Source organism: Pseudonocardia abyssalis (genome assembly GCF_019263705.2).
GTDB classification, from domain to species: Bacteria; Actinomycetota; Actinomycetes; order Mycobacteriales; family Pseudonocardiaceae; genus Pseudonocardia; species Pseudonocardia abyssalis.
The window spans coordinates 1566739-1589671 of the sequence record NZ_JADQDK010000001.1 but is presented as its reverse complement, the minus strand read 5'-3'; the positions used below and the strand labels follow the sequence as shown (position 1 = coordinate 1589671).

The window sequence follows — 22933 nt, the reverse complement described above, 5'->3', positions numbered from 1 at the left end:
GCCAGCACGTCACCCATCCGGGACGGGGTCGCGGTGGGCCGTGGAGCTGGCGCTGAGCTCCTGGCTCACCGACCACGACGTGCGGCTCGCCCTGTGGCGGAATGCCCGGCCGCGGGGACGGCGTTGCCGGTGACATGGGCCTCACCCGCACCACCGGACCGCTGTCCCCGCGCGCGCCGCAGACCGTCAACTACACCGTCGACGGACCGGCGCACAAGCTCCTCATGCACCCGTTCCCGCGACGGGTGCGCGCCGAGTTCGCCGGCCGCACGATCCTCGACACCACCCGCGGCGCCCTGCTGCACGAGACCGCGCTGCTGCCCCGGCTCTACGTGCCCGAGGACGACATCGACCTCACCGCGTTCGTGCCGAGCGAGCTGAGCACGCACTGCCCGTTCAAGGGCGACGCCACCTACCGGACGCTGCAGGTCGGCGACCGGACCGTCCCCGACGCGCTGTGGGCCTACCCCGAGCCGGTGGACTCCGCGCCGTGGCTGCTGGGCTACGCCTGCCTGTACTGGGAGGCGGCCGACGCCTGGTTCGACGAGGACGAGCAGGTCTTCGCCCATCTCACCGACCCCTACACCCGCGTCGACGTCCGCCCGACGAGCCGTCACGTGCAGGTCTTCGCGGGCGACGAGCTGGTGGCCGAGTCACACGCGCCGCTGCGGCTGGACGAGACCGGTCTCCCGACGCGCTGGTACCTGCGGCCCGACGACGTGCGCGCGACGCTGACGCCGAGTGAGACCCGCATGCGCTGCCCGTACAAGGGCGAGTCGAGCTACCGGAACCTGCGCCTGGCCGACGGCCGCGAGATCGCCGACGCCGCCTGGGGCTACCCCGACCCGCTGCCCGAGTCCGCCCGCATCGCCGGGCACCTCAGCTTCCTGCACGACGACCTGCGCACGGTCGTGGACGGTGCGGAGGTCTGACCGGGCCTACCCGAGGGCCAGCGCGGCCACGGTCTCCCCGTCGTCGATCTCCCCGGTCGGGACGAAGCCGAGGCGGCGGTAGAACGGTCCCGGCCCGCCCGGGCCCTCCACCCAGCTGGTCACCAGCCGGGTGCGGCCCTGCTCCCGCAACCGCTCGCCCAGCAGGCCGACCGCGCGGGCCCCGACGCCGCGGCGCTGGTGGCGGCGGTCGACCAGCAGGCGCCACAGGTACGGATCGGGAACCGTCGAGGTGACCTCGGCGAGCATCACGAACCCGGCGGGCTCCCCGTCCGCGGTGATCATCCGGAGCCACGGGAGGAGCGGCACCCCGTCGACGGACTCGGGGAACAGGGCGTCCGCGAACGACACCGCGGTGGTGGCGACGAACCGTTCCTGGGACCGGTGGGTCACGAGCCGCCACACCGCGCGGGTGGTCGACGCGTCGACCGGGACCAGCGCGACGTCCTGCGGGGGGCCGGTGGGGCGGGCGCGCCAGGCCTCGCGGTCGGCGGCCAGCAGGGCGTAGCGGTCGTCGTCGAGCCAGGCGCCCCGCACGAGCGCCGCGGACGGCGACCGGCCCTCGTAGCGGAACCCGAGCTGTTCGAGCAGGTGCGCGGAGCGGACGTTGTCGGGATCGAGCGTGGCGGAGATCCGGTGCACGCCGAGACCGTCGAGCAGGGCGTCCACCAGCGCCGACACGGCCTCGCGGCCGATGCCGAGCCCCTGGCGGTCGGCGCGGAGCGAGTAGCCGATCCCGGCCTGGTGCCCGGCGGTGTCCAGCCCGACGGCGAGGTCGCCCACCAGTTCGCCGTGGTGTTCCACCCCGATCTGCATCCAGCGGCCCGGCTCCGGCGCGGGTGGCTGGTCGGCGAAACGCCGCCGCATCGCCTCCCCGTCGACAGGGAGCGGCCAGTCCTGGTACCGGGCGACGTCGGCGTCGCCGTGGTACGCGGCGACGGCGGGCGCGTCGGCGGTGGTGAGGGCGCGCAGCGTCAGCCGGGCGGTGCGGATCGGCAGCATGGGCCGCAGTGTCGCGGACCGGTGCCCGGGTGCCGAACGGTGTGCGCGCGGCTCACTCGTCGTCGACGAGCAGGGCCTCCAGCGCGGGCATGGCGGCCGCGAGGGCCCGGCGCTGGGCGTCGTCGAGACGGGCCAGGCGGCGGGCGACCAGCGCGGTGCGGGTGGTGCGGACCTCGTTGAGCCGCGTGGAGCCCTCCTCGGACAGGGTGATCAGGACGCCACGGGCGTCCTGCGGGTCCGGGGTGCGCACGACGAGGCCCTGCTCGTCGAGCGCGGAGAGCACGCGGCTCATCGTCGGCGCGGTGACGGCCTCGCGCCGCGCCAGGTCCGACAGGCGCAGCGGGCCGCACTGTTCCACCGTGACCAGCGCGGAGAGCTGCAGCGGCGGGATCGACTCGCGTCCGTCGATCCGGATCCGCCGGTTGAGCCGCCCCACGGCCAGGCGCAGGTGGGCGGCGAGCTCGGTGAGCTCGGCGTCGTTCCCGGGGCCCGTTGCGGCGGGGTCCGTGTCGATCCGGTCGGAACGGGCGTTCATGCCCGGCATCGTGCCAGGTCAGACCTTCCGCAGTCGCACCCCGGTGACGCTGTGGTCGGCGCCCTTGCGCAGCACCAGGCTGGCGCGGCCGCGGGTGGGCAGGATGTTGCGCTGCAGGTTGGGGCCGTTGATCTCCGCCCAGATCTTCTCCGCCCGCGCCACGGCCTCGTGCTCGGTGAGCTCGGCGTAGCGCCGGAAGTAGGACTCCGGGTCGCGGAACGCCGTCTCGCGCAGCCGCAGGAAGCGGTCGACGTACCAGCGACGGATGTCCTCGGTGGCGGCGTCGACGTAGACGGAGAAGTCGATGAAGTCGCTCACCGCGAGCGCCGCGCGCCCCGGCATCGACGACGCGGGCTGCAGGACGTTGAGCCCCTCCAGCAGCAGGATGTCGGGGCGGTGCACGGTGAGCTTCTCGCCGGCGACGATGTCGTAGACCAGGTGCGAGTACACCGGGGCCGCGACCTCGGCCCGCCCCGCCTTGACCTCGGTGACGAACCGCAGCAGCGCGCGGCGGTCGTAGCTCTCCGGGAAGCCCTTGCGCGTCATCAGGTCACGCCGCGCCAGCTCGGCGTTGGGGTGCAGGAACCCGTCGGTCGTCACGAGCTCGACGCGCGGATGCTGCGGCCAGCGGGCGAGCAGCAGCTTGAGCAGCCGCGCGGTCGTCGACTTGCCGACCGAGACCGACCCGGCGACCCCGATCACGAACGGCGTGCGCGCACTCTGGGCGTTCAGGAACGTGCGGTAGGCGCGGTAGAGCCGTCCGCCCTCCTGGACGTGCAGGGTCAGCAGTCGCGACAGCGGGAGGTAGACCTCGCGGACCTCGTCGAGGTCGACCTCGTCGCCGAGGCTGCGGACCTTCTCCAGTTCCTCGGCGGTGAGCGGGAGCGGGGTCGCCTCCCCCAGCTTCGCCCAGGCGGCCCGGTCGAAGTCGACGAACGGCGACGACGCCTCGCGAGCGAGGCTGCTGCGACCGGTCATGGGCGGCTGCCGTTCATGAGGGGTCAACCTAGGTCGTGGTGCGCCCGGCGGCTGACGGAGGTGACGTGCGGCTCACCCGGGAGTGTCGGGGGTCACGAGCATCATGCTCGTATGGACCTGACCCGTGAGCAGGTGCTCACCCACCGTCTGCACGCGCACGGTCTCGTGGAGCGGGTGGGTGCGCCCGCCGACATCGCCGTGCTCGACCTCGGCGTGCAGAACTCCCCGCCCGGATCGCTGCCGCTCGCCCTGTCCGCACGGCTGCAGACCCCGCTCGGCCCGGCCGACGATCTCACCGACGGCGGGGAGCTCACCCAGGTCTGGTCGCACCGCGGCGCCCCGCACCTGCACCGCACGGCCGACCTGGCGGCCCTCGCCGCCGCCTGCTGGCCCCGCGACGACGCCGACGCGGCCGCCCGGCTGGGCTGGCAGAAGGCCCGCCTCGCCGAGGCGGGTGGCGCGGCACGGGCGGCGTTCCGGACCGTGGCCGACGCCGTGCGGTCGGTGCTCACCGCCCCGATGACGAAGGCCGACCTGAGTACAGCCGTCACCGCCGTGGTCCCCGCCGAGCTCTCCCCGTACTGCAGCGGGTGCGGTGTCCAGCACGTCGGGGAGCAGCTGCTCCGCGTCACCGGGCTCGCCGCCGGGGTGCGGCTGCGCGGGTCCCGGCCGCTCGTCCTGGAGCCGATCCCGGGCCGGCCGGGCCCACCGGCCGACGCCGACGCGGGCACCGTGGCTCTGCAGCGCTCCTACCTGCGCTTCTTCGCGCCGTCCACCGAGGTCGAGATCGCCGCGTTCCTCGGCACCTCCCGGTCGGCGGCGGCCGCCGACCGGCCGCGCGACCTCGTCGCGGTGCGGGTGGGCGGCCGGTCCGCGGCGGCGCCGCCCGAGATCGTCGACGCCGTGCTCGCCGCGGAGCCGGAACCGGTCGTGAGGCTGCTGCCGCCGTCGGACCCGTGGCTGCAGAGCCGCGACCGGGAGGTGCTGGTGCCCGACGCGGCGCTGCGGAAGGCGATCTGGAAGCCGATCGGGTCGCCGGGGGTGGTGCTGTCCGGCATCGACGTCGTGGGAACGTGGCGCGCGAAGCAGAAGGGACGCACGCTCCGGTTGGAGATCGCGTGGTCCGGTCGTCGCGTCGACCTCGGCGAGGAGCCGGAGCGGCTGGCCGCGGTCCGCGGCTCGGCCGGCGTCGAGGTGGTGTGACGGGCGGCTCCGTCTGGGACCGGGCTGCCGCGGGTAGTCCTGCGGAACGTGTCCCTAGACTGAGCCGACCGAAGCACCGAGGAGCACGTCCGTGCGCATCGCACGTCCCGCCGAGCCGGGCTGCAGTTCCGCGCCGGGTCACCGCACCCGGAGCCCCCGCACGACGGACGTGCGCCCATGACGGTCCTGCTGTCCGTGCTGGGCCTGCTCGGCGTCGCCGTGCTGACCTTCGGCACGTTCGTCGCCGTGGCCTCGGAGTTCTCGCTCACCGCGCTGGAGCGCAGCCAGGTCGACGCCCACGTCGCCGAGGCCGACGACGCCCGCGCCCGCACCGTGCAGCGCGCCCACCGCGACCTGTCGTTCCAGCTCTCCGGCAGCCAGCTCCTCATCACCGTCACCACGCTGGTCACCGGCTACATCGCCGAGCCCGCGATCGCCTCGCTGTTCCGGCCCGCGCTCGACGCCGTCGGGCTGCCCGAGGGGCCCGCGGCCACCACCGCCACGATCCTGTCGCTGCTGGTCGCCACCACCCTGTCGATGGTGTTCGGCGAGCTGGTGCCCAAGAACCTCGCCATCGCCAACCCGCTGCGCACCGCCCGCAACGTCGTGTGGCTGCAGAGCGGGTTCGCGCACGCCTTCCGTTGGCTCATCAGCGTGCTCAACAGCGCCGCCAACGCCGTCGTCCGCCGCGTCGGCGTCGAGCCGGCGGAGGAGCTGCGCTCGGCCCGGTCGCCGCGCGAGCTGTCGTCGCTGGTCCGCTCCAGCGCCCAGAGCGGCACGCTCGACGCCGGCACCGCCACCCTGCTGGACCGCTCGCTGCGCTTCACCGACCGCGTCGCCGAGGACCTGATGACCCCCCGCGTGCGGATGGCGTCGCTCGACGCCGACGACACCCTCGCCGACCTCATCGCCCTCGCCCGGCGCACCGGCTTCTCCCGGTTCCCCGTCGACGCGGGCGACCCCGACACCGTCCTCGGCGTCGTCCACGTCAAGCAGGCGTTCGGGGCGCCGGAGCGCCGGACCCCGCTGCGTGGGCTGGTGCAGACCGTGCCCACCGTCCCCGGTTCCCTCGACGGCGACGCGTTGCTCACCGCGCTGCGCGGCTCCGGCCTGCAGATGGCCGTCGTCGTCGACGAGTACGGGGGCACCGCCGGCATCGTCACGCTGGAGGACCTGATCGAGGAGATCGTCGGCGACGTCCACGACGAGCACGACGGCGCCGAGCGCGCGCAGGTGCAGCCCCTCGGCGACGGCGGATGGCTGGTCTCGGGCCTGCTGCGCTCCGACGAGGTCGTCGACGCCACCGGGTTCACGATGCCCGACGGGCCCTACGAGACACTCGCCGGGCTCGTGCTCGCGCAGCTGGGCCGGCTCCCCGACGTCGGCGACGAGCTGGTCGTCGACGGGCGGCGGTTCACCGTGACCCGCCGCGACCGCAACCGCGTCGCCGAGCTGCGGATGCACCCCGCCCCCCAGGAGGCCCTCCGTGGGTAGCGACGTCCTCGCCCTGCTCGCCGCGGTGCTCCTGCTCGCGGCCAACGCGTTCTTCGTCGGCGCCGAGTTCGCGCTGGTCTCGGCCCGGCGCGACCGCCTGGAGTCGCTGGCCGACTCCGGTCAGAGCGCAGCCGCGGTCGTCCTCCGAGCGCACGCCGACCTGTCCCGCATGCTCGCCGCGTCGCAGCTGGGCATCACGATCTGCTCGCTGCTGCTCGGGCGCCTCGGCGAGCCCGCGGTCGCGCACCTGATCGAGGGCCCGCTGGCGTTCGTCGGGCTGCCCGAGGCCGTGCTGCACCCGATCGCGTTCGCGGTCTCGCTGGCCGTGGTCGTGGTGGCGCACATGGTGCTCGGCGAGATGGTCCCGAAGAACATCGCGATCGCCGGGCCCGAGGCCGCCGCGATGTGGCTGGTGCCGCCGTTCCTGGTGTTCACCACCGCGGCCCGCCCGCTGATCGCCTTCTTCAACTTCCTGGCCAACGGCGTGCTGCGCCTGGTCGGGGTCGAGCCGCGCGACGAGCTGGAGGCCGCGTTCACCTCCGGCGAGCTGGCCGACCTGATCACCGAGTCGCGCCGGGAGGGGTTGCTCGACGACGAGGAGACCAGCCGGCTCACGCGCACACTGCGCTCGGCGCAGGCCACGGTCGCCGACGTGCTGATCACCGCGGGCGACCTCGTGACGCTCCCGCCGCACCCCGTGGTCGGCGACGTCGCCCACGCGGTGGCCGACCACGGCTACTCCCGCTTCCCGCTGCGCGCCCAGGACGGCCGTCTCACCGGCTACCTGCACGTGAAGGACATCCTCGACCTCGCCGACGACGAGGCCGCCGCCGTGCCACCGGCCCGCGTGCGGGCGCTGCCCGAGGTACCGACCGGGGCCCGGCTCGACGAGGCGCTGGCGGTGCTGCGGCGGCACCGCGCGCACCTCGGTCGCGCGGTCGGGCCCGACGGCGGCACGGTGGGCGTCGTCACGATGGAGGACCTCATCGAGCGCTACGTCGGCAACGTCCGAGACGCCACCCACGCGCCGGGCGATCAGATGCGGCCCACGTAGACCACGTTCTGCGGGCGGGGCGCCGGGAGCACCTCGACGTCGTCGAACCCGGCGTCGGCGAGCATCGCCAGCGCGGCCTCGCGGCCCCACATCGCCCCCAGCCCGGTACCGCCCGCGGCCAGCGAGGTGGGCACGCAGAACAGCAGGCTGATCGCGTAGAGGACGGCGGCGTTCGGGTCGCCGAGGTCGTCCGCGATGCTCCCGGTCGAGTTCACGTCGACCATGACGAACACCCCGCCCGGCGCCAACGCGGCCCGGATCCGGCGCAGCACACCGGCCGGGTCCTGCTGGTCGTGGACCGCGTCGAACGCGGTGATCACGTCGTGGGCGGGCTCGGGTGCCAGGTCGGCGGCGTCGGCCACCACGAACGCCACGTTCGACAGGCCCATGGCCGCGCGCTCGGCCTCCGCCTGCGCGATCGCCTCCGGGGCGAGGTCCAGGCCGGTGATCTCGCTGCGCGGGTACTCCCTGCCCATCAGGTTGGCGGCGTGCCCGCTCCCGCAGCCCAGGTCGAGGACCCGTGCGCCGGCGCGCAGCCGTGCGTCGAGGCCGTCGACGGCTCCCAGGAAGCCGCTCACGAGGTGATCGTCGTAGATGTGGCGCCAGTGCTCCCCCATCGGCCCGAGTGCCGCGTACGCGGCGTACGGCACCCCGCCGCCGTCGACGAGGCAGCGCTCCACCTGTGGCGAGACCGCGTCGAGGCGCTGGAGCAACCCCGCCGACGGACCGATGTTGGACGCCCGGGCACCGGCCAGGAACACCGCGTGGGACTCCGGCAGGACGAACCGGCCGTCGTCGGCGAGCTCGAACAGGCCACCGGTGGTCATCGCGCCCAGCCACTCGCGCACGTACCGCTCGTCGAGGCCGGCGCGGTCGGCCAGCTCGCTGCTCGTGGCGGGGCCCTGCGCGGCGGCGGCGTCGAACAGGCCCGTGCGGTGCCCGATGCCGATGAGGGTGGTGAGGGCGTGGCCGGTGAGCAGGTCGCGCATCCGGGCGCCGAAGGCCGCCGTGTCCATCGGGCCATGATGGCCCGGGTAGCGTCCGCGTGGTGCGGGTGCTGGACGAGCCGACGTGGCGCGGGCTGGCGGCCGCCCATCGCGAGCGCGTGGAGACGTGGACCGTGCCGCACCGGGAGCGCCGCCGCGCCGGCGAGGCGCACCCCGTCATGGACTTCCTGTTCACCTACTACTCGCTGCGCCCCGTGCGGCTCGAGCAGTGGGAGCCGGGCCTCGGGGTCGCGCTGCGCGGGGGCGAGGACCGCCCCGGCTGGATCCGCGACGGCGACGCCGTGCACCTCGACCCCGCCGCCCTGCCCGACCGGTTGACCGGAACCGCGGAGTTCGTCCGGGCCCTGCTCGACGCGACCGCGTCGCGCCCGCCGAGGCTGGGCTGCTTCGGGTTGCACGAGTGGGCGATGGTCTACCGCACCGACGCGCCCCGCCACGGCGCCGTGCCGCTGCGGCTGGGGGCCGCGGGCACCGACGCCGTGGTGGAGTCGCTGCCGGTGCACTGCACGCACCACGACGCGTTCCGGTTCTTCACCGACGCCGCGGTGCCCCGCAACGCGCTGACGCCCACCCGCGAGGCGCAGGTGGACAACGAGCAGCCGGGCTGCCTGCACGCCACCATGGACCTCTACAAGTGGGCCTACAAGCTCTCCCCCGCCACCCCGTCGGCGCTGCTGGTCGACTGCTTCGCCCTCGCCGTCGACGTCCGCGAGCTCGACATGCGCGCGAGCCCGTACGACCTCGCCGACCTCGGCTACCCGCCGGTCCGCATCGAGACCCCCACCGGTCGCGCCGAGTACGCCCGTGCCCAGGCCGCGTTCGCCGAGCGGGCCGCTCCCCTGCGCCGCCGGCTCGTCGAGGTCTGCGACCTCCTCACCCCGGCCGCCATCCCTCGTCCGTCCTGACCCACCGCCGCGGCTCCCCCACTCCGGCGGGCCGCAGCAGGTCGGTGAGCCACCACGTCCGGTCGGGGTCCCAGCCGGCGAGCACGGTGTACGTCCCGCCCCCGACCGGGAGAGCGACACCCGCCGCCTCCAGGTAGGCCCGCGCCGTCAGGTGCACCGCGTCGTGGTCACGGGCGACCGCAGCCCAGTCCGGGATCAGCCACCGCCCGTCGACGCCCGTGGTCCGCCACCAGTCGTGCCGCCGGGACCGGGTGACGTCGAGCGGGTGGGCGCGGACGAGGGCCACCCAGTCGGCGGCACAGGTCATCTCGCGGATACGCGGCGGCCGCACCGGGACGACGGGATGGCAGGTCGCGGTCTCCCAGCCGAGCGAGTCCTCCACGAGCGCCGGCCCCGCGGGGCCGGGGCGGATCGTCGAGGGCAGCCCGGCCAGACACGGCGTCGACCACCAGTGTCCGCTCCAGTTCGCCCGGACGTCGGACGGTCGCTGTGCCGCGCGCACCTCGTCGTCGAGGGTGTCCTTCCGCCAGCGCACCAGCGCATCCGGCGGCGCGGCGTACCACGCATCGACGCCCTCCCACTCCACGAGCCACTGGTCCTGCGGCGAGCACGGCGCGGCCCACCAGGCCGGCTCGGACGCGACCACCCGGGCGGCCAGCGGAGCGAGCGCGTCGACGGTGACGGCCAGCGCACGGTCGACGCCGTCCGGTTCCTGCCAGTACCAGGCGGAGTCGACGGCGCCGGCCAGCGCCCCGCCCAGCCGGTCCGGCGTCAGCGGCTCCTCCAGCACGGCGTCGACCGCGGCGGTGGCTTCGACGACCAGTGCGGCGACCTCGGCCGGCCGGTCGACCTGCGCCTCCCACCAGGCCGGCCCGTGCAGGTGCTCCCGCAACAACCCCCACAGCAGCCGCCTCCCCCGCGGCCCCGCCAGCAGCCGTTCCCCGTCGTCGGACACAGCCGCCACGGTAGGCGGCCCGTTCCTCGTCGTGGCAGGTCTTTGGTCAATCAAAGATCGACGTTTCGAAGGCGTCAATGTTTCATTGACGGATGAAGGGCGGGTATCAGCGGACGTGGTGAGCCCTCCTGTGCGTGGGTGCGGGCGGGCGTGGACCGGAGGGGGTCACGCCCGCCCGCACGGGGCGGGCTAGCGGCAGGCCACGTTCGCCAGGCCCTTCGCCGCGCCGTACGCCTTGTTCGTGCAGGTCACGCGGTTGCGGTCCCTGTTGGTCGACAGGTTGATGCCGTACCCGGGGCCGTTGACGGTGGCGGTGTTGCCGCTGAACACGTTGTCCAGGCCCCACCCGTCGAGGATGCGGTGGAGCTGGAAGCCGTCGGCGGAGCTGGTCGTGCCGAGGTTGCCGCTGATCGTCCAGCCGTTGCCCTTCACGTCGACCCAGGAGTCGGCGTCGGTCATCCCGGCCCCGTTGAAGCGGTTGTTGCGCAGGATCCCGCCGGTCGTGCCCTCCTTGATGTCGACCGACTCCGCACGCGTCGTGGAGATGTCGTTGCCCTCGACGAGGTTGCGGTCGCTGCGGTCGGGCCGGCACGCGGTGTAGGTGCACCAGTTGCTCTGCGCCGTGCCGACGTAGATGCCCTCCCCCACCGCCGGGGTCCGCGAGCCGACGTTGCGGATCACGTTGTTGCGCACCGCGTTGTCGCTGCTGTGGGTCCGCAGGTGCAGGGCCTCGTCGCCGGTGCCCTCGATCAGCAGGCCCTCGATGCGGCTGTCGCGGGTGGCGTCGGCCATCACGCCCTTCTGGCCGCCGCGCACGGTGAACCCGCTGACCTGCCAGTACCGGGCCGCGTCGAGGTGCAGCGTGTAGCCGGTGGCGATGGTGCCCGCGGTGAGGATCGCGGTGCGGGGGCCGCAGAGCACGATCGGCCGACTCGACGTGCCGGCGCCGCGGGCGACGAAGTTCCCGGTGTAGGTGCCCGACGCGAGCCGGATCACCGAGCCCGGCCCCGCCGCGGCCAGTGCCCGGGTGAGACCGGCGGCGTCGGAGACCGCCGTGCCGCCCGAGCACGCCTTCGTCGACGGCGGTGCGGCGTTCCCGACCGACGTCAGCGCGAGCAGCAGCGCGGCCGCCATCGGGACCACGAGGAGACGGGCGAGCTTCACGGGTACTCCTGCACGGCGCGGCGGGGTGTCATGCACCCTGTCGCCGCACCGCGCCGGTCCGTTAGGCGGATCCGCCGCCGATCAGCCCAACGGGCTACTCCGGGCACCCACCGTCACGAGTACGCCTCGACCGGCGGGCAGGAACAGACCAGGTTGCGGTCGCCGTGCGCCCCGTCGATCCGGCGCACCGGCGGCCACACCTTGCGGTCGTGCACGCCCGGCGTCACCCCCGTCGGGTACGCCGCCAGCTCCCGCGGGTACGGGTGGTCCCACTTGTCGGCGATGCAGGCCGCGGTGTGCGGGGCGCCGCGCAGCGGGTTGTCGTCGACCGGCCACTCCCCCGCCGCGACGCGGTCGATCTCGCCCTTGATCGAGATCATCGCGTCGACGAAGCGGTCGATCTCGGCGAGGTCCTCGCTCTCGGTGGGCTCCACCATCAGCGTGCCGGCCACCGGGAACGACATCGTGGGTGCGTGCAGGCCGTGGTCGGCGAGGCGTTTGGCCACGTCGTCGACGGTGACGCCGGTGTCCTTCGTGATCCCCCGCAGGTCGAGGATGCACTCGTGGGCCACCTGGCCGTCGGTGCCCGCGTAGAGCACCGGGTAGTGCTCCCCCAGCCGGACGGCGACGTAGTTGGCCGCGGCCACGGCGGTGAGCGTGGCGCGGCGCAGCCCGTCGAGCCCCATCAGCCGGACGTAGGCCCAGGAGATCGGCAGGACGCCGGGGCTGCCGTGGGGCGCGGCCGAGACCGGGCCGACGATCCCCCGGCCCGGCAGGAACGGTGCGAGGTGCTCCGCGACCGCCACCGGCCCGACGCCCGGACCGCCGCCGCCGTGCGGGATGCAGAACGTCTTGTGCAGGTTGAGGTGGCTGACGTCGCCGCCGAACGCCCCCGGTCGGGCGGCGCCGACCAGCGCGTTCAGGTTCGCGCCGTCGACGTAGACCTGCCCGCCGGCCTCGTGCACCGCGTCGCAGACCTCGCGGACCTGGGCCTCGTACACGCCGTGCGTGGACGGGTAGGTGATCATCAACGCGGCCAGGGCGCCTCGGTGCTCGGCGATCTTGGCGTTCAGGTCGTCGAGGTCGACGTCGCCGGTGGGGGCGGTGGCCACCACGACGACGCGCATCCCGGCCATCACCGCGGACGCCGCGTTGGTGCCGTGCGCGGACGCCGGGATCAGGCAGACGTCGCGGTGGTCGTCGCCGCGGGAGCGGTGGTACGCCGCGATCGCCAGCAGGCCGGCGAACTCACCCTGGCTGCCCGCATTGGGCTGCAGCGACACCGCCGCGTAGCCGGTGAGCTCGGCGAGCCAGCGCTCCAGGTCGGCGATCAGTTCCAGCGAACCCTCGGCGTCGGCGGTCGGGGCGAACGGGTGCAGGTCGGCGAACCCGGGCCAGGTGATCGGTTCCATCTCCGCGGTGGCGTTGAGCTTCATCGTGCACGAGCCCAGCGGGATCATCGTCCGGTCCAGGGCCAGGTCGGCGTCGGCGAGGCGACGCAGCCAGCGCATCAGCGAGGTCTCGCTGCGGTGCTCGTGGAAGACGGGGTGGGTCAGGTACTCGCCGGCCCGGGCCAGGTCCGCGGGCAGGGCGTCGTCGGTGGCGGCGTCGAGGTCGTCGACGGACCCGGCGACGCCGAACGCGGCCCACACGGTCTCCAGGTGCGCGCGGGTGGTGAGCTCGGAGCAGGCGACGGCGAGCGTGTCGGCGTCGACACGGCGCAGCGCGATCCCGGCGTCGTGCGCGGCGGTGGCGATCTGGTCGGCGCGACCCGGCACGCGCGCGGTGACGGTGTCGAAGAACGCGTCGTGGGCGAGCTCCACTCCCCCGGCACGCAGCCCGGCGGCGAGCACCGCGGTCATCCGGTGGGTGCGCCGCGCGATCGTCCGCAGGCCGTCGGGGCCGTGGTAGACGGCGTAGCAGGCGGCGACGACGGCCAGCAGCACCTGCGCGGTGCAGATGTTCGAGGTGGCCTTCTCGCGGCGGATGTGCTGTTCACGGGTCTGCAGGGCCAGCCGCAGCGCCGGGTTGCCGTCGGCGTCGCGGGACATCCCGACGAGCCGGCCGGGGAGCTGGCGGGCCAGCTTCTGCCCGACGGAGAGGAACGCGGCGTGCGGACCGCCGAAGGCCATCGGCACGCCGAAGCGCTGGGTGGTGCCGACGACCGCGTCGGCACCCAGCTCCCCGGGCGGGGTGAGCAGCGTGAGCGCGAGCAGGTCGGCGGCCACGGCCACCAGCGCTCCGCGGTCGTGGGCCTCGGCGATCAGGTCGGACGGGTCGCGGACCAGACCGGACGCGCCGGGGTAGGACAGCAGGGCCCCGAAGAACTCGCCCTCGGGCAGGCCGTCGGCGATCACGAGCTCGATCCCGAGCGGCTCGGCGCGGGTCCGCAGGACGTCGATCGTCTGCGGCAGCGTGTCGGCGTCCACGACGAAGCGGTTGCTCGGGGCCTTGCCTGCCCGGCGCAGCAACGTCATCGCCTCGGCGGCCGCGGTGGCCTCGTCGAGCAGGGAGGCGCCGGCGACCGGCAGGCCGGTGAGGTCGGCGACGGCGGTCTGGAACGTCAGGAGCGCCTCGAGCCGGCCCTGGCTGATCTCCGGCTGGTACGGCGTGTACGCCGTGTACCAGGCGGGGTTCTCCAGGACGTGGCGGCGGATCACCGGCGGGGTGATGGTGCCGGAGTAGCCGAGCCCGATCATCGGGACGGTCACGGTGTTGCGGGCGGCCAGCGCCCGGAGCTCGGCGAGGACCTCGGTCTCCGACGCCGCGGGCGGCAGCGTCGAGGGGACGTCGGGCCCGTCGTGGATCGTGTCCGGCACCGCGCGGTCGGCCAGCTCGTCGAGGGAGGAGACCCCGACGGCGGCGAGCATCGCGTCGAGGTCGGCGGGGCGGGGCCCGATGTGCCGGTCGGCGAACGGCACACCCTTCTCCAGGGCGGCGAGCGAGACGCGATCGGTGCTCAAGGGGAGGACCTCCGGGGTGACGCGGGCAGGACCGAGCTGCCCTCCCCCTCTGTCTCCACCCGAAGGCACCTGAGAGATTCACCCTGTGACGCTGGGCTTTCCCCGTCGGCGGACGCTGTCCCGTTGCCGGCGCACCGTCACTTTCCAGAGGCGTCTGCCCGCGCGGTCCGTGTGCCTGAGAGGTTCCGGGGAGGATTTGCTCCTTCGGCGCCCGGCCCGACCTCGACCGGATCTCTTCCGCGCGGCCGTCGACCGCCCCGACACCCTACCGCGGCGCACCGGTCCGTGACCGCGCTCCGGTAGTGCTACGGACGCGACGCGGGTCACCCCGGCGGCACACTTCCGCCATGACCTCGACCACGCCGCCCGTCTCGCCCACCTCCGCCGCCTTCCACATCCAGGCGGTCCTGTCGTTCGGCATCTCGCTCACCGCGGTCGCCGTCGCCGTGGTCTACCTGCCGGCCGACGGCTGGGTCCGCGCGTTCCTCGGCCTCGGCATCCTCTACGTCACGACCTCGGCGTTCACGCTCGCCAAGACGATCCGCGACCGCCAGGAGGTGAGCACCGTCGTCACCCGCGTCGACCAGGCCCGCATGGACAAGCTGCTGGCCGAGCACGACCCGTACGCGGTGCGCTGAGCCCCGGGAGGGTCAGGAGATGGCGCGGCGGGCGCGGCGGCGGGACAGCTCGTCCTCGGGCGTCTCGTCGACGCTGCCGCCGTCGGCGCGCTCGACCGGGAAGTCCTTGATGGAGCCGCTGATCTCGCGCATCGCGCCGGACACGGCGATGCCGAAGACGCCCTGGCCGCCCTTGAGCAGGTCGACGACCTCCTCGGGCGAACTGCACTCGTAGACGGTGGTGCCGTCGGAGAACAGCGTGATGCCGGCGAGGTCCCGTATCCCGCGGCGGCGCAGGTGCTCGACCGCGACGCGGATGTTCTGCAGCGACACCCCGGCGTCGAGCAGGCGCTTGACCACCTTGAGGACCAGCACGTCCTTGAAGGAGTACAGGCGCTGCGATCCCGAACCGGCCGCGCCCCGTATCGAGGGCATGACCAGGCCGGTGCGCGCCCAGTAGTCGAGCTGGCGGTAGGTGATGCCGACGACCTGGCAGGCGGTGGGACCGCGGAACCCGACGAGCTGGTCGGGCATCCCGTCGAGTCCGGCACCCAACAGTGGATCGGGGAAGAGCTCACCCTGCTCGGGCGTACCCGACGGCGGGTTGTCCACCGAACTCCCTCCCGCCGGGGCCCCGCGATCGGGGCCCGCTGTCGGAGCTGACCGTAAGCGGGCCGACGCTCCGGGTCAACGCGGCGCGCCGGGCGGCGTCACCCGATACCGGGCGCGTCGGAGCCGGACGACCCCGTTCAGGGTTGGGCGCCCCGGAAGTCCTCGGGAGAGATGGAGTCGAGGAACTCGCGGAACTTCTCGACCTCGTCCTCCTGCTCGTCGGGGATGACCAGGCCCGCCTCGGCGAGCACGCTCTCCTCCGCGTGGATCGGGACCCCGATCCGCAGCGCCAGCGCGACCGAGTCACTCGGTCGTGCGGACACCGTGATGCCACCGTCGAAGATCAGCTCGGCGTAGAAGGTGCCCTCCTGCAGGTCGGTGATCCGCACCTGCTCGAGGCGGCGCCCGAGCGAGGAGATCACGTCCTTGAGGAGGTCATGGGTCAACGGCCGGGCGGGCTTGACCCCCTGCTGCTCCAGGGCGATCGCCGTGGCCTCCACCGAGCCGATCCAGATCGGCAGGTAGCGGTCACCGCTGGTCTCCCGCAACAGGAGGATGGGCTGGTTCGCGGGGAGTTCGACTCGGACTCCCACGACGCGCATCTCGCTCATGCGCTCTCCTCCTCCTGGGTCGTGCTCCGGTGCCGGGGACGCTGGATCCTGCGATCGAGCCGCCCCGTGGCCGACGGTGTCGACGCTACACGGGCGACCCCGCCCGCGCCCGACTCCGGACGGGCGGCAGGCCGCGTCGTGCACGTCACTCCGCGCCGGTCTCCTGCGGTCCGGTGAGGAAGACGAGGCGGAACTTGCCGATCTGGACCTCGTCACCGTTGGCGAGCACTGCGGTGTCGACCGGCTCGCGGTTGACGTAGGTGCCGTTGAGGCTCCCGACGTCGACGACGACGAACTCGCCGGAGTCGCGGCGGAACTCCGCGTGGCGACGCGAGACGGTGACGTCGTCGAGGAAGATGTCGCTGTCCGGGTGCCGTCCCGCGCTCGTGGAGACGCGGTCGAGCAGGAACCGGGAGCCGGCGTTCGGGCCGCGCTTGACCACCAGGAGGGCGGCCCCGGCGGGGAGGGCGTCGACGCCGGAGATCGGCTGGTCCTGAGCGGGCGGCTCGGCGTCGGCGAGGAAGTCGGCACGGAAGACCGACGTCATCTCGGGGGCGCGCTCCGGCGGTACGCCTGGCCCGTCGTTCGTGGTCACCTCGGGGTCTCCTCCTGCGGTGGTGGGGCGGTGGATGGTGGGGGGAACCTACCGTGCCGCGCGGACGCGGCAGGGGTCAGGCGCCCGTCAGCTCGGCGTAGGCCCCGGCGTCGAGCAGAGCGTCCAGACCGCCGTCGGTCACCCGGAGGTCGATCATCCAGCCGGCCTCGTACGGACCGGAGTTGACGAGCTCGGGGCTGTCGGCGAGGGCCTCGTTGACGGCCACGATCTCGCCGGTCAACGGGGAGTAGATGTCGGAGACGGACTTGGTGGACTCGACCTCGCCGACCGCCGCGCCCGCGGCCACGGAGGCCCCGACGTCGGGCAGCTGGACGAAGACGACGTCACCGAGCTGGTTCTGGGCGTGGTCGGTGATACCGATGCGGACGACGCCATCGCCCAGCTCCCGCACCCACTCGTGCGCCTCGGTGTACCGGAGATCGTCGGGAATCACGCCGGAATCCTAGTACGCAGGGCCAGCACGAACTGGGCCAGGTACAGCGCCCCGGACCAGAGGTACAGCGCGGTGCCCCAGACGGCGAACGCGAGCCCGAACGGCAGCGCGACCGCGGCGAGCACGCCGTCGGCCTGACCCAGCAGCAGCAGCGGGAACGCGTACAACAGCAGGAACGTGGCCGCCTTCCCCAGGTAGACGACGACGAACGGCCCGTACCCGCGCCGCCGCAGCACCAGCACGCAGCAGCCGAGCACCAGGTCACGCACCACGAGCAGGGCGACGAACCACCACGGCACGATCTCGCGCGCCCCCAACGCGACGAGCGCGGCGAGGATGTAGAGGCGGTCGACGGCCGGGTCGAGCAGGGCGCCGAGCCGCGAGTACTGGCCCAGCAGCCGCGCCAGCTTGCCGTCGAGCCAGTCGGTGAAGCCACCGACGGCGAGCACCAGCACCGCCCAGCCGTCGCCCCAGCCCTGCGTGCCGTCGGCCCCGGGCCAGAGCAGCAGCCACAGGAACAGCGGCACTCCGGCCAGGCGCAGCAGGCTGAGCAGGTTGGGGATCGTCAGTACCCGGTCCTCGGGCGGCGCGGCCACGACCGCAGGGTAGGGCCGCGACGTGCACGACGGCGAACCGTTGTGCACGATGGGCCCATGGACACCGCTGCCCTGAAGGCCATGCAGGCTCCGCTCAAGGCCCAGTACACCGAGGACCCCGGGACGGCGCTGGTCACGCTGAAGGCCGAGGGCGAGCTCGACGGCTCCGGCATCGCGTGCAAGGTGCGCACCGCCACCGCGCTGTCGGAGGCCGGTCTGCACCCCGCCACCGGCGGCGACGGCACGCAGCTCTGCTCGGGCGACATGCTCCTCGAGGCGCTCGTCGCCTGCGCCGGGGTCACGCTCCGGGCCGTCGCCACCGCCCTGGACCTGCAGGTGTCCGGCACCGTGCACGCCGAGGGCGACCTCGACTTCCGCGGCACCCTCGGCGTCGCGAAGGACGCCCCGGTCGGCTTCCGCGACATCCGCCTGAACTTCGCGCTGGACACCACCGCCGACGCCGACCAGATCGCCACGCTGATGAAGCTGACCGAGCGCTACTGCGTCGTGCTCCAGACGATCGTGTCGTCGCCGAAGACGGACGTCACGGTCACCACTGCGTGAACGGTGCCGGTTCCCTCCTCCGTACCCTGACCGGCGCGGGCGTCGACGTCTGCTTCGCCAACCCCGGCACGTCGGAGATGCACTTCGTCGCCGCGCTGGACGGGGTCCCGGAGATGCGGGCGGTGCTCGCACTGTTCGAGGGCGTGGCCACCGGCGCCGCCGACGGCTACGCCCGCATGACCGGGCGCCCGGCCGCGGTCCTGCTGCATCTGGGCCCCGGCCTGGGCAACGGGCTGGCCAACCTGCACAACGCGCGCCGCGCCGGCACCCCGGTGCTGGCGGTCGTGGGCGATCACGCCCTCACCCACGCCCCGCTCGACGCCCCGCTGCAGTCCGACATCGCCGCGGTCGCCGGCAGCGTGTCGGGGTGGGTGCGGCACAGCGCGTCCGCGGCCGACGTGGGGACCGACGCCGCCGACGCGGTGGCTGCGGCGCTGCGCGGGCAGGTCGCCACGCTCGTGCTCCCCGCCGACGTCAGCTGGGGCGACGGCGGGCGGGTCGCGCCGCCCACGGCCGTCCCGGACCGGCCCGTCGCCGGTCCGGAGGCGCTGCGGGAGGCCGCCGACGCCCTGTCCTCCGGCGAGCCCACGGTCCTGCTGGTCGGCGGCGACGCCCTGCGCGCCGGTGGGCTCGCCGCCGCCAACCGGATCGCCGCGGCCACCGGGGCCCGGCTGCTCGCCGAGACCTTCCCGGCCCGGCTGGAGCGCGGCGCGGGCGTCGCACCGGTGGCGCGGCTCGCCTACCTCGGGGACGCCGCGCGCCACCAGATCGGAGCGGCCCGGCACCTGGTGCTGGTCGGCACCCGCTCCCCCGTCGCGTTCTTCGGCTACCCGGGCAAGGACGGCGACCTCGTTCCCGACGGCTGCGCGGTGCACCCCGTCGTCGACGGGTCGGGGGCGGCGGCGGCCGCCCTGGAGGAGCTCGCCGACCTCCTCTCCCCCGGCACCACGGCGGAGACGGCCCCGGCCGCGCGTCCGGACCTGCCGACCGGCGAGCTGACGGTGGCCTCGGCGGCCGCCGTGGTCGGGGCGCTGCTTCCGGAGGGCGCGATCGTCGTCGACGAGGCGATCACCTCCGGGGCCGGGCTGCCCGGCGCGACCGCGGGTGCCCCGCGCCACGACTGGCTCACCCTCACCGGCGGCGCGATCGGCTACGGCCTCCCCGCCGCCACCGGCGCCGCCGTCGCCTGCCCGGACCGCCCGGTCTGGTGCCTGCAGGCCGACGGCAGCGCGATGTACACGATCTCCGCGCTGTGGACCCACGCGCGCGAGGGTCTGGACGTGACGACCGTGATCTACCACAACAGCGCGTACGCGATCCTGCGCGCGGAACTGGCCCAGGTCGGCGCCACCGGCGGGCCGGCCACCGCGGGGCTGCTCGGGCTCGACCGCCCGGATCTCGACTTCACCGCACTCGCCCGCGGGATGGGTGTGCCCGCGGAGCGCGCCGGCACCGCCGGGGAACTGGCCGCCGCACTGCTCCGGGCTGCGGCCGAGCCGGGGCCGCACCTGATCGAGGCGATGGTGCCCTCCCCGGCCTGAGCACGGTCTGCGCACTACTCCGATCGGCCCTGCCCAGGTCGTGAGGGGTGGAACGCCCGCCGCGCGGTGTCCGCCGCTCGTCGCGGACCGTGGGCCGGTCGCCGCTCGGTGACCGGCCCACCCCGACGGGCGACCCCGGCCCCGGACGTAGAGTGGTGAAGACGTGACGCTGTGCCGTGGTGCCGCCCTGCCGCACCCGGCGACGCCGTCCCGACCCGAGACCCCGGGGGTCCGATGACCGTGCTCGCCGACGTGCCGCCCGTGGCGCACGCCTGCGCGGTCCCGGTCGGCGACGAACAGCTCTGGGAGATGACGGCCGCCTACCTCGCCGAGGGCATCGCGGCGGGCGAGCGGGTCCTCTACTTCGACGACGGCCGCGCCGGGTCCCTGCTCCAGCGCCTCGACGACGACCGCGTCGCCTACCGCGCCGCGATGCACACCGGCCAGTTCTCGATCGTCCCGCAGGACGTCACCCGTGCCCTGCTCACCAGCAGTGCCGGCGAGCTGATCGCCGCGGTCGACGGCGTCGTCACCGAGTCGCTGGAACAGGGCTACGACTCCGTCCGCCTGATGGGCGACGGCAGCCACGGACTGGAGCACGACGGCGGCGTGATGATGGTCGAGTACGAGTCCCGCCTCGACGAGGTCCTCGGCCCGCGCCCCGGGAGGATGCTGTGCGCCTACGACCGCGGCCGCTACCCCGAGGACGTCCTGCAGAAGCTGCGCGAGGTGCACCGGCACGAGGTCGTCGTGCCCGCGATCTACGACGACAGCCTGCTGCGGATCACCGGTCCCGCCCCGTCGACGGTGCGGGTCGCGGGCGAGATCGACCACAGCAACCGCCCGCGGCTGCGCCGCGTGCTGGACTCCGCGCTCGACGAGGCGCTGCGCTCGCACTCGTCGTCGTCGGACATCACCCTGGACCTGTCGTCGCTGCGCTTCCTCGACGTCGCGGGGGCCGTGAGCCTCGTGCACGCCGCCGAGGAGTTCCCGAGCACCCACACGCTCGTCCTCACCGGCGCGCGTCCGGGCGTCCTGCGGCTGCTCGACCGGTGCGGGGCACCGTTCGCCCGTCAGCTGCGGATCGAGCCCCGGACGCCGATCGAGACCGTGGTGGCCGACGATCCCGACGCCGACGACGCCGCGGCCGCGTCGTGAGGATCACCGGGACGCCGGCCGGTGCGGCCCCGCGGCTGGAGCACTCCGTCGGCTACCACTACTCGCGCACCCACCTGCTCGGGCAGCTCGTGCCGCGCGCGCAGGCGGCGGCCGACCGCGGGGAACCGGTCGCGCTCGCGCTCGCCCCCGACACCGAGGCCGCGCTGCGCGCCGAGCTCGGCCCGGACGTCGTCCTGCACGCGCTCGCGACGCCCGCCGACGTCGGGTCGGGACAGACCGTCGCGCTGCAGCGCGGTCGCGAGCTGCGCGAGCTCACCCGTGGCACGGGCCCGGTGTCCGTGCTCTCCGAGCACCGGTCCGAACTGGACGGTCCCGACGGGAGCTTCTGGACCGAGTTCGACGCCGCCGTCAACGTCGCGCTGTCCGAGCTGCCGATCCGGATGACGTGCTTCTTCCCCGAGATGCCGTTGCACCTGTGCGTGCTCGACGGTGCGCGCGAGAACCATCCGCTCGTGCTCGTCGACGGTGAGCTCCGGCACAACACGCTGCACCGCGCGCCCCGCGACGTGCTGGCCGGGCACCCGGTGGCGCCGCCGCTGCTGCTCGGCGCCCCCGACCTGACCGTCGGGTTCCAGTCCTGGGAGCTGCAGGAGGTCCGGCGGGCGGTACGGGGCATCGCGGGTGCCGCCGGGTTCACCGACGACCGCGTCGACGACGTCGTGCTGGCCGTCAACGAGGTCGCCACCAACGCGGTCGAGCACGGCGGACCCCACGCCGAGCTGCAGGTGTGGGCCACCGGCGGCGGGCTGGTGTGCGAGGTGCACGACGCGGGCGATCTCGCCGACCCGCTGCCCGGCATGACCTCCCCGCACCCCTCCGAGCCGCGCGGGCGCGGTCTGTGGATCGCGCGGCAGGTGTGCGACCTGCTGCACGTGTGGTCCGACGACCGCGGGACCCACGTCCGGGTCTGCGCGGCACCGTGAGATACGCTGGTCACAGTCGTCACCCGTCCGGCCGCACGTGCGCCGGGAACTGTGACGAAGCAGCCCCTTGGCAAGTGGGTGCGGTCGGAGAACACTTCTCTGCGGACTCGGCGCCAGACGGTTGCAGACGGGTCACCATCGGCACCACCACAGACCGGGACAGCCATGCCTGAGGATCAGCGACGATCTCGCACGATGCCCGCCGGAACGACCGTGCCCCACCGGGTCACCGTTCTCGGCTCCTTCACCCTCCACTCGCACAGCGTCGGTGTGCCCCTCGGGGTCGACGCACGCCGGGTGGTCGCCTACCTCGCGGTGCACCCGCGGCCGCAGCGGCGCGGCGCGCTGGCCGTCGACCTCTGGCCGGGCGTCCCGGTCGGGTCCGCCATGCGCCTGCTCGACGACGCCGTCCTCGCCGTCGACGTACCCGGGCTCCTGGTCACCGACGCCGACGGCGCGCTGTCGCTGTCCGCCGACGTCGAGGTCGACCTCGCCGAGGCCATGCTGCTGCTGCGCACGCTGCCCGAGGTCGCCGCCGTCGAGGACCCCGACCTGGCCCTGCTCGGCGCCGACATCCTGCCCGGCTGGACGGCCTCCTGGCTGGTCATCGAGCGGGAGCGGTTCCGCCAGCTCCGCCTGCACGCCGTCGAGGAGCGCAGCCTCCGCCTCACCGCCGCCGGCCACTTCGACGGGGCCATCGCCCTCGCGCAGTCCGCGGTGCGCTCGGCCCCCAGCCGCGAGACCGCGCGGCGCGCCCTCATCGAGGCGCACCTCGCGCAGGGCAACATCTCCGCGGCCGTCGCCGAGTACGACGAGTACCAGGAGCTGCTGCGCACCAGCGTCGGCGCCGCGCCGGCCTTCTCGCTCGACTCCCTGCTGCCGCCCACGCCGGCCTGGCCCGTGATGCGGGCCCGCTCGGTCATGCCGCGGTCCGCGGTGCAGCTGCCGGGCCTGCGCTCGGTGCGGGCGTCGGGCACCACCCGCCGGCTCGTCGCAGGCGGATCGGTCCCCGGCACCTTCCGCTGAGCGGG

23 protein-coding genes and 2 riboswitches are annotated in these 22933 nt (G+C 74.3%); of the genes, 11 read left to right on the top strand and 12 right to left on the bottom strand.

Translation table 11 applies throughout. The annotated features are described in order from the left end of the window. Positions 1 to 134 precede the first annotated feature (134 nt). Entirely contained in the window at positions 135 to 932 is a 798-nt protein-coding gene (locus tag I4I81_RS07585; RefSeq protein WP_218603751.1) for a DUF427 domain-containing protein, read from the top strand. 6 nt (positions 933 to 938) lie between these two features. On the opposite strand, the gene I4I81_RS07580 is transcribed toward I4I81_RS07585, so the two are convergent. The 3 genes from I4I81_RS07580 to coaA are packed head-to-tail and all read right to left on the bottom strand — an operon-like array spanning position 939 to position 3465. Then, positions 939 to 1952 carry a GNAT family N-acetyltransferase gene (locus I4I81_RS07580; protein ID WP_218603742.1) on the bottom strand — a complete coding sequence of 338 codons (1014 nt, stop codon included), beginning with the start codon at positions 1950 to 1952 and terminating at the stop codon, positions 939 to 941. Positions 1953 to 2004: 52 nt separating this feature from the next. Beyond that, on the bottom strand, positions 2005 to 2487 hold the full coding sequence (locus I4I81_RS07575; RefSeq protein ID WP_218603743.1) for a MarR family winged helix-turn-helix transcriptional regulator: 483 nt from the start codon (positions 2485 to 2487) through the stop codon (positions 2005 to 2007). Positions 2488 to 2505: 18 nt separating this feature from the next. Continuing rightward, positions 2506 to 3465: a type I pantothenate kinase gene (gene coaA, locus I4I81_RS07570; RefSeq protein WP_218603744.1), complete on the bottom strand. Its 960-nt coding sequence runs from the start codon at positions 3463 to 3465 to the stop codon at positions 2506 to 2508. A gap of 111 nt (positions 3466 to 3576) precedes the next feature. On the opposite strand from coaA, the gene I4I81_RS07565 reads away from it, so the two are divergent. The 3 genes from I4I81_RS07565 (at position 3577) to I4I81_RS07555 (ending at position 7216) form a co-directional block, all read left to right on the top strand. Then, the gene (locus I4I81_RS07565; protein WP_218603745.1) at positions 3577 to 4668 is read left to right on the top strand and encodes a DNA glycosylase AlkZ-like family protein; all 1092 of its coding nucleotides are present in this window, start codon (positions 3577 to 3579) and stop codon (positions 4666 to 4668) included. Between the two features lie 177 nt (positions 4669 to 4845). After that, positions 4846 to 6162: a hemolysin family protein gene (locus tag I4I81_RS07560; protein ID WP_218603746.1), complete on the top strand. Its 1317-nt coding sequence runs from the start codon at positions 4846 to 4848 to the stop codon at positions 6160 to 6162. Next, the gene (locus I4I81_RS07555; RefSeq protein ID WP_218603747.1) at positions 6155 to 7216 is read left to right on the top strand and encodes a hemolysin family protein; all 1062 of its coding nucleotides are present in this window, start codon (positions 6155 to 6157) and stop codon (positions 7214 to 7216) included. The genes I4I81_RS07560 and I4I81_RS07555 overlap by 8 nt, the downstream gene beginning before the upstream one ends. Here I4I81_RS07555 and I4I81_RS07550 read toward each other — a convergent pair. Then, positions 7198 to 8232, bottom strand: a complete 1035-nt coding sequence (locus I4I81_RS07550) for a class I SAM-dependent methyltransferase (RefSeq protein WP_218603748.1) — start codon at positions 8230 to 8232, stop codon at positions 7198 to 7200. The genes I4I81_RS07555 and I4I81_RS07550 overlap by 19 nt on opposite strands. 32 nt (positions 8233 to 8264) lie before the next feature. Here I4I81_RS07550 and I4I81_RS07545 point away from each other — a divergent pair, with 32 nt between their 5' ends. Continuing rightward, entirely contained in the window at positions 8265 to 9128 is an 864-nt protein-coding gene (locus tag I4I81_RS07545) for a 3-methyladenine DNA glycosylase (protein ID WP_218603749.1), read from the top strand. Here I4I81_RS07545 and I4I81_RS07540 read toward each other — a convergent pair. From I4I81_RS07540 to gcvP, 3 genes are all read right to left on the bottom strand, one after another. Next, positions 9097 to 10083, bottom strand: coding sequence for a hypothetical protein (locus tag I4I81_RS07540; protein WP_218615912.1), 987 nt, complete (start codon positions 10081 to 10083; stop codon positions 9097 to 9099). The two genes, I4I81_RS07545 and I4I81_RS07540, sit on opposite strands and share 32 nt — an antisense overlap. Before the next feature lie 189 nt (positions 10084 to 10272). Continuing rightward, a complete protein-coding gene (locus I4I81_RS07535) occupies positions 10273 to 11247 on the bottom strand; it encodes a NosD domain-containing protein (protein WP_218602353.1) in 975 nt (324 codons plus the stop codon). Positions 11248 to 11360: 113 nt separating this feature from the next. Further along, a complete protein-coding gene (gene gcvP, locus I4I81_RS07530) occupies positions 11361 to 14210 on the bottom strand; it encodes an aminomethyl-transferring glycine dehydrogenase (RefSeq protein WP_218602352.1) in 2850 nt (949 codons plus the stop codon). A 39-nt stretch (positions 14211 to 14249) separates the two neighbouring features. Beyond that, positions 14250 to 14363, bottom strand: a riboswitch (glycine riboswitch). Continuing rightward, positions 14364 to 14460: riboswitch (glycine riboswitch) on the bottom strand. Between the two features lie 97 nt (positions 14461 to 14557). Between gcvP and I4I81_RS07525 the strand changes: the two genes are divergently transcribed. Continuing rightward, entirely contained in the window at positions 14558 to 14848 is a 291-nt protein-coding gene (locus I4I81_RS07525; protein WP_218602351.1) for a YiaA/YiaB family inner membrane protein, read from the top strand. Positions 14849 to 14860: 12 nt separating this feature from the next. On the opposite strand, the gene I4I81_RS07520 is transcribed toward I4I81_RS07525, so the two are convergent. The 5 genes from I4I81_RS07520 to clsA all read right to left on the bottom strand — a co-directional run bounded on the left by I4I81_RS07520 (position 14861) and on the right by clsA (position 17695). After that, positions 14861 to 15439: a MerR family transcriptional regulator gene (locus tag I4I81_RS07520; protein ID WP_218602350.1), complete on the bottom strand. Its 579-nt coding sequence runs from the start codon at positions 15437 to 15439 to the stop codon at positions 14861 to 14863. Positions 15440 to 15576: 137 nt separating this feature from the next. Then, positions 15577 to 16050: a bifunctional nuclease family protein gene (locus I4I81_RS07515; protein ID WP_172162775.1), complete on the bottom strand. Its 474-nt coding sequence runs from the start codon at positions 16048 to 16050 to the stop codon at positions 15577 to 15579. 145 nt (positions 16051 to 16195) lie between these two features. Next, positions 16196 to 16645: a glycogen accumulation regulator GarA gene (gene garA, locus I4I81_RS07510; protein ID WP_275967507.1), complete on the bottom strand. Its 450-nt coding sequence runs from the start codon at positions 16643 to 16645 to the stop codon at positions 16196 to 16198. Positions 16646 to 16721: 76 nt separating this feature from the next. Further along, positions 16722 to 17099 (bottom strand): glycine cleavage system protein GcvH, encoded by a 378-nt coding sequence (gene gcvH / locus I4I81_RS07505; protein ID WP_218602349.1) that lies wholly within the window; start codon positions 17097 to 17099, stop codon positions 16722 to 16724. Beyond that, positions 17096 to 17695: a cardiolipin synthase ClsA gene (gene clsA / locus I4I81_RS07500; protein ID WP_218602348.1), complete on the bottom strand. Its 600-nt coding sequence runs from the start codon at positions 17693 to 17695 to the stop codon at positions 17096 to 17098. The genes gcvH and clsA overlap by 4 nt, the downstream gene beginning before the upstream one ends. 57 nt (positions 17696 to 17752) lie before the next feature. Here clsA and I4I81_RS07495 point away from each other — a divergent pair, with 57 nt between their 5' ends. From I4I81_RS07495 to I4I81_RS07475, 5 genes are all read left to right on the top strand, one after another. Beyond that, on the top strand, positions 17753 to 18259 hold the full coding sequence (locus tag I4I81_RS07495; protein WP_218602347.1) for an OsmC family protein: 507 nt from the start codon (positions 17753 to 17755) through the stop codon (positions 18257 to 18259). Then, complete coding sequence (locus I4I81_RS07490; RefSeq protein WP_218602346.1) at positions 18256 to 19800, top strand: acetolactate synthase large subunit; 1545 nt, start codon at positions 18256 to 18258, stop codon at positions 19798 to 19800. Before I4I81_RS07495 ends, I4I81_RS07490 begins: the two co-directional genes overlap by 4 nt. A 234-nt stretch (positions 19801 to 20034) precedes the next feature. After that, the gene (locus tag I4I81_RS07485) at positions 20035 to 20958 is read left to right on the top strand and encodes an MEDS domain-containing protein (RefSeq protein ID WP_218602345.1); all 924 of its coding nucleotides are present in this window, start codon (positions 20035 to 20037) and stop codon (positions 20956 to 20958) included. After that, a complete protein-coding gene (locus I4I81_RS07480; RefSeq protein ID WP_218602344.1) occupies positions 20955 to 21902 on the top strand; it encodes an ATP-binding protein in 948 nt (315 codons plus the stop codon). Before I4I81_RS07485 ends, I4I81_RS07480 begins: the two co-directional genes overlap by 4 nt. Positions 21903 to 22097: 195 nt before the next feature. Then, on the top strand, positions 22098 to 22928 hold the full coding sequence (locus I4I81_RS07475; protein ID WP_218602343.1) for an AfsR/SARP family transcriptional regulator: 831 nt from the start codon (positions 22098 to 22100) through the stop codon (positions 22926 to 22928). Positions 22929 to 22933: the final 5 nt, after the last annotated feature.